This window comes from Streptomyces sp. NPDC058701 (assembly GCF_042715295.1).
Taxonomy (GTDB): domain Bacteria; phylum Actinomycetota; class Actinomycetes; order Streptomycetales; family Streptomycetaceae; genus Streptomyces.
Map to the genome: position 1 here is coordinate 1 of NZ_JBHXSY010000108.1, position 4887 is coordinate 4887.

Sequence of the window (4887 nt, forward strand, 5' to 3'; positions counted from 1 at the left end):
TCCACAGCTGCAGGCGCAGCCCCCACCTCAGATGCCCTGGCTATGTTCTCGCTGGCCACAAGTGCACTCTTCCATGATCGGAGTTACACCGTTCTTCGTACAGTTTCTGCCGTGGGCTGAGGGTGGGCAGGCTGGGGGCCCAGACCCTGGTCTCCTCCCTGCCCGAGCCGGTCGCTATACGGACGGAGTCGTGAGGTCTCAGATGAGCATCGACTGCTGCATTTGAGTAGCAGCTACTCAAGCTTGGTGTGAGGAGTTGGCGAAGCGTGAGAGGGAGGCCGGGGGGCGGTATGGGATGTGCGGTTGTGGCGGGGGTTGTTGCCGGCAGTCGTTTGTGGGGGTGATGCAATTGGCTACAACTGTATCCATCGAGCTTCTGCGCCTGTCTGTGCCGGCTCTGCTGGAGCACAGTCGGGCCTGCTACATGCCGCAGTTGCGACGGGCTGTTGCGGGGCTGCGTGCCCCGCTGGATCCGATCGCGGGCTGTCACTTCGGCTGGAACGATCCTTCCGGCCGCCTCGTGGCTGCGGGGAGGGGGGCAAGGCGGTGCGGCCGGCGCTTGTTCTGCTTGCCGTGCGGTCGGCGGTGACCCGGCCACAGCTACGCCGGGCGCGGTGACAGTGGAGCTGGTTCACAACTTGTCTCTGCTACATGACGCATGGACCGCGACGACACCAGGCGAGGCGTCCCACCACCTGGACGGTATATGGGCCTGCTCAGACTGTCCTGGCCGGAGAGGCACTGCTCGCCTTGGCCTCCAGCCTGCAGAGCCTTGCAGCGCCTGGCTGCCGCCAATTTCCGCCTGGTCCAGGGACGGGCCGACGATCTTGTCTCCCAGGGGCGCGGCCGCATCACCATCCAGGAATGCACCGCTATGGAGAGCGACAATACAGCTGCGCTGTTGACCGCTTCGTGCTCGCGATCGGCGCCGTCCTGGGCGCCGCCGATCTCACCGCCAAAGCGATGGGCCGCTATGGCCACCATCTGGGGCTCGCCTTTCAAGCGGTCGATGACCTGCTCGGCATCTGGGGCAACCGCGCTGTCACCGGAAAACCGCGCTGGAGCGACCTGCGCCGCCGCAAGAAGTCCTTCCCTATCTGCACAGCGCTCGCCGGCGACAGCCCACCTCGCGAACCCTCACCCGCCTCTACACTATTGCCGCCGGTGCTTCTGATTGGCTGGACGAGCACTATCTGGCACGCTGCGCGGAGCTAGTAGACGAAGCCGGAGGATGCGCCTACGCCGAGAAAGAAGCCGCCCGCTACCACCGCTAGGCGCTCATCACCCTTGACGAAGTGCCCATGCCGCATGCCGTATGAGAACACTTCACCGCGCTCGCCGCCTATGTTTGCAACGCAAAAATCGAAGCCCCCTGCCGGATCGCACGGAACTGAGGTTCGATGTTTTCTACAGCTCAGAAGATGTATACCATCGGCGACACTCTTCTGACCTCACCTCCCTCAAACAGTCAGCTGGAAAAGATGGAAAAGGATCTCGCCTCATGGACGCGAGCCCTAGATATCGACGGCACATGCAAGATTCGACTTGTTATATCGCAAGTCGGCCGGCTTGCGGCCATGGCCTACCCGGACGCGGCACCAGAAATGCTCTTGCTCGGGGCAAAATTCCTCACCTGGCTGTTCGCTTTTGACGGCGAATTCTTGGAGGAATCATCAAAATCTCATCACGAGAAGATACGCACCATAAAAGAAATATCCTACGCTGCCCCTGGGAAAGATGCAGGCATAGAAAGTGAAATGCTAAGAGTTTTCTTTGAGTTAAGTAATGAAATCGCACTGTCAGCCAGTGAAGCCCAGTTCAGCAGGATCACTAACCATCTGAGGAGTGCCCTCTTCGCGGCCCTACTAGAGTCAGCATCAGCACAGCGTCACACTGGACTGAACAGTATTAGTGCATACCTGGCTACCAGAAGAGACAGCAGTGGAGTCCTGCTCTGCTTCTCCATGGCAGAGGTGCTGTCTGGATTTATTATGCCTGAAGAAAAATTCTACGAGCCGCGTGTAACGGCCCTGCGAAATTCAGCCTGCGACGCCATAGTCTGGTCGAATGACACATTCTCACACGCAAAAGAAGAGGCGCGGCAAAATACCCTGGGAGTGCTGAATATACTTGAAAATCAAGGAATGGGCTTAGAGGAAGCACTCCTGTGCTCTACAGAAAAGCATCAGGAGATAATATTTCGATTCATTAAGCTCAGGAAAGCTGCTTCGCAGGAAGCGGGGAGCGGCGAATATTGTTACGTCAACTGTCTATGGGCGTGGATAAGCGCCAATCATCACTGGTCATCCACTACCCCCCCATACAGCTATAATTGCTGATTTTCGACCTCCAGTACCTGCTCCCTTCCTCCCCACGCCCGCAAGACGATCGAACGACGAAAGAGGGATGGCTCCCACCGGACTGCGTTTGGTGCTTCCTCCCGCAGGTTGTTGTGGCGGATGTGGTGGGCCGGTGGGAGATTCCTGCAGACCGCTTCGAGCGGTGGATCGCCCTGCCGGACACCCTTCCGGACATCCGCCGCCACCGGCGTCTTCCCCTGCCCCGATCGCGACCGCACCCACCTCCTGAACGTGGCCGAAGAACTCCTGAAAGAGGTCTCCCGATGAAGAAATGGCTGCTGCTCACCGCGGCGATCCTCCTCGAAGTCACCGCCACACTGTCCCTACGCGGAGCTCTCGACCACCCGACGCTCTACGTGATCGTCGCCATCGGCTACATCGCCTCCTTCGTCGCCCTGTCCATGGTGCTGCGCGCGGGCCTGGCCCTCGGCGTCGCCTACGGTATCTGGGGAGCATCCGGTGTCGCACTCACCGCCATCATGGCCTCCTTCATCTTCGGCGACGCGCTCACCGCCGTTATATGCCTCGGCATCGCCGTGATCATCGCCGGCGTGCTCTGCGTCGAACTCGGCGCCCAGGCCGCCCACGCCCGCCAGTCCCACGAGGAAGGAGTGGCCTCGTGAACTGGGTCTTCCTGATCGCCGCCATCCTGGCCGAAGTCACCGCCACCCTGTGCCTGCGGATGGCCTCCCAGGGTGGTGGCAGGAAATGGCTCACCGGCATCGTGGCCGGCTACCTGGCCGCGTTCGCTGGCCTCACCCTGGCCCTGGACGGCGGACTCGCCCTTGGCGTCGCCTACGGCATCTGGGTCGCCAGCGGCGTGGCCCTGACCGCCATCGCCTCCCGCATCCTCTTCCGCGAGCCCCTCACCAAACTCATGAGCGCAGGCATCGGCCTTATCGTCATCGGCGTCCTGTGCATCGAGCTCGGCGTAGCCTCCTGATCAGCCGCCCATAAGAACGGGGCCACTAGCGCCTGTGTGATGTCGTGATCAAGTTCTGGGTTCTGCCCTCTTCGCGGAGTGGAATCCGGTAGGAATGGGACTGTGACGCGCAGGCAACTCACCCATGCCCAGTGGAAGTTCATCGAGCCGTATCTTCCGATCGGTAGGTACGGCCCGTACCCGGAGCGGTTGCGGGAGCAGTTCGAAGGGGTGATCTGGCGGTTCCGCTCCAGTGGGCAGTGGCGGGAGATGCCGGCCGAGTTCGGACCCTGGGCCACTGTCTACGGGCGCTTTCGCGTGTGGCGGGACGCCGGTGTGTTCACCGCTCTGCTGGAAGGTCTGATCGCCCGGGGGGCCAGCACCGGAAGGACGGACTTGTCGCTGGTCAGCGTGGACTCCACCACGGTCCGCGCCCACCATGACGCCGCGGGGATGCGGGTCAGCAAGCACCTGATGTCGGCCCTGGAAGAAGCCGTCCAGGAGCAGGAGACGGCCCGGCAAAAAGGGGAGGCACGGAAGAACAGAACGGACAGGACGAACGCCGGCGCATCCGACGCAGACGCAGGCTCCGCCTGAAGGAAGCCCTGCTCGGCAGGTCCCGGGGCGGACTCACGAGCAAGATTCATCTCGCCGCGGACCTCAGGTGTCGTCCGCTCGCGCTGGTCCTGACCGCCGGGCAGGCCGGGGACAGCCCGCAGTTCATCCCCGTGCTCGCGAAGGTGCGAGTCCGTCTGCCGGTCGGCCGTCCCCGCACGACGCCCGGCGCGGTCGCCGCAGACAAGGCGTATTCGTCCCGCGGCAACCGCGCCTACCTGCGTAAACGCGGAATTAAGGCCGTCATCCCGGAGAAGAAGGACCAGGCCGCCAACCGCAAGAAGAAGGGCACCCGAGGCGGCCGGCCCATCGTCCACGACGCCGACCTCTACAAGAAACGCAACACCGTCGAGCGCCTGATCAACAAGCTGAAAGCCTGGCGAGGCATTGCCACCCGCTACGACAAGACACCTGAAAGCTACCTCGCCGGCCTCCACCTCCGCGCCTCCATGATCTGGATCGACGGGCGTGTCAGCGATCTTGTGTAAGTCGTCTGCTGTCATTGGATGCTGAGCCGGTCCTCGAAGAAGAGTGAGAACTGGTTCAGTGCCTCTTTCCAGTGTGCGGCGACGTGGTTTGCGTCGCGCGCTTTCGGGTTGATCTGCTCGCGGACCGCGAGGTAGAGGACCTTCAACGCGGCCTGCTCCGAGGGGAAATGGCCACGGTTGCGGGTGGCTTTACGGAGCCGCGAGTTGATCGATTCGACCATGTTCGTCGAGTAGACCACCGTCCTTAGAGCTCGTAACACGATCATGAATCGTGTTTCTTGAGGCGTCTCCAGCAGATGAGACTGCAGGCGAGGGAGACGAACGCGTCGTGGAGTTCGGTGCGGCGTTCCCAGCGGACGGCGAGGCGTTTGAACTGATGGAGCAGGGCGAAGGTCTGCTCCACGACGTAGCGGAGCTTGCCCATGCCCTTGATGTTCGGTGCTCCCTTGCGGGAGATGACCGGCAGGATCCGGCGTTTACGCAGCTCTTCCCGGTTGGGGTT

Annotated in this window: 5 protein-coding genes and 2 pseudogenes; 5 read left to right on the forward strand and 2 right to left on the reverse strand. The window is 62.1% G+C overall.

The features are described from left to right. Nucleotides 1–864 precede the first annotated feature (864 nt). From ACFWW8_RS38035 to ACFWW8_RS38055, 5 genes and pseudogenes are all read left to right on the forward strand, one after another. On the forward strand, nt 865–1215 hold the full coding sequence (locus ACFWW8_RS38035) for a polyprenyl synthetase family protein (RefSeq protein ID WP_386537390.1): 351 nt from the start codon (nt 865–867) through the stop codon (nt 1213–1215). A 206-nt stretch (nt 1216–1421) separates the two neighbouring features. Next, nucleotides 1422–2339 (forward strand): hypothetical protein, encoded by a 918-nt coding sequence (locus ACFWW8_RS38040; RefSeq protein WP_386537393.1) that lies wholly within the window; start codon nt 1422–1424, stop codon nt 2337–2339. A 284-nt stretch (nt 2340–2623) separates the two neighbouring features. Next, nucleotides 2624–2983 (forward strand): DMT family transporter, encoded by a 360-nt coding sequence (locus ACFWW8_RS38045; protein ID WP_386537395.1) that lies wholly within the window; start codon nt 2624–2626, stop codon nt 2981–2983. After that, nucleotides 2980–3303 carry a DMT family transporter gene (locus ACFWW8_RS38050; protein ID WP_386537398.1) on the forward strand — a complete coding sequence of 108 codons (324 nt, stop codon included), beginning with the start codon at nt 2980–2982 and terminating at the stop codon, nt 3301–3303. The genes ACFWW8_RS38045 and ACFWW8_RS38050 overlap by 4 nt, the downstream gene beginning before the upstream one ends. 102 nt (nt 3304–3405) lie before the next feature. Then, nucleotides 3406–4385, forward strand: a pseudogene (locus ACFWW8_RS38055) (IS5 family transposase). An 11-nt stretch (nt 4386–4396) separates the two neighbouring features. On the opposite strand, the gene ACFWW8_RS38060 reads toward ACFWW8_RS38055, so the two are convergent. Both ACFWW8_RS38060 and ACFWW8_RS38065 read right to left on the reverse strand, forming a co-directional pair. Then, nucleotides 4397–4651, reverse strand: coding sequence for a transposase (locus tag ACFWW8_RS38060; RefSeq protein WP_386537400.1), 255 nt, complete (start codon nt 4649–4651; stop codon nt 4397–4399). Beyond that, nucleotides 4648–4887: pseudogene (locus ACFWW8_RS38065) on the reverse strand (IS5/IS1182 family transposase); the annotation flags it as partial. The pseudogene ACFWW8_RS38065 and the gene ACFWW8_RS38060, both read right to left, overlap by 4 nt.

Excerpts from the sequence above, each read along its gene's own strand:
- ACFWW8_RS38045 (WP_386537395.1), top strand. The coding sequence starts at position 2,624 with ATGAAGAAATGGCTGCTGCTCACCGCGGCGATCCTCCTCGAAGTCACC.
- ACFWW8_RS38060 (WP_386537400.1), bottom strand. The coding sequence starts at position 4,651 with ATGATCGTGTTACGAGCTCTAAGGACGGTGGTCTACTCGACGAACATG.
- ACFWW8_RS38035 (WP_386537390.1), top strand. The coding sequence starts at position 865 with ATGCACCGCTATGGAGAGCGACAATACAGCTGCGCTGTTGACCGCTTC.
- ACFWW8_RS38040 (WP_386537393.1), top strand. The coding sequence starts at position 1,422 with ATGTATACCATCGGCGACACTCTTCTGACCTCACCTCCCTCAAACAGT.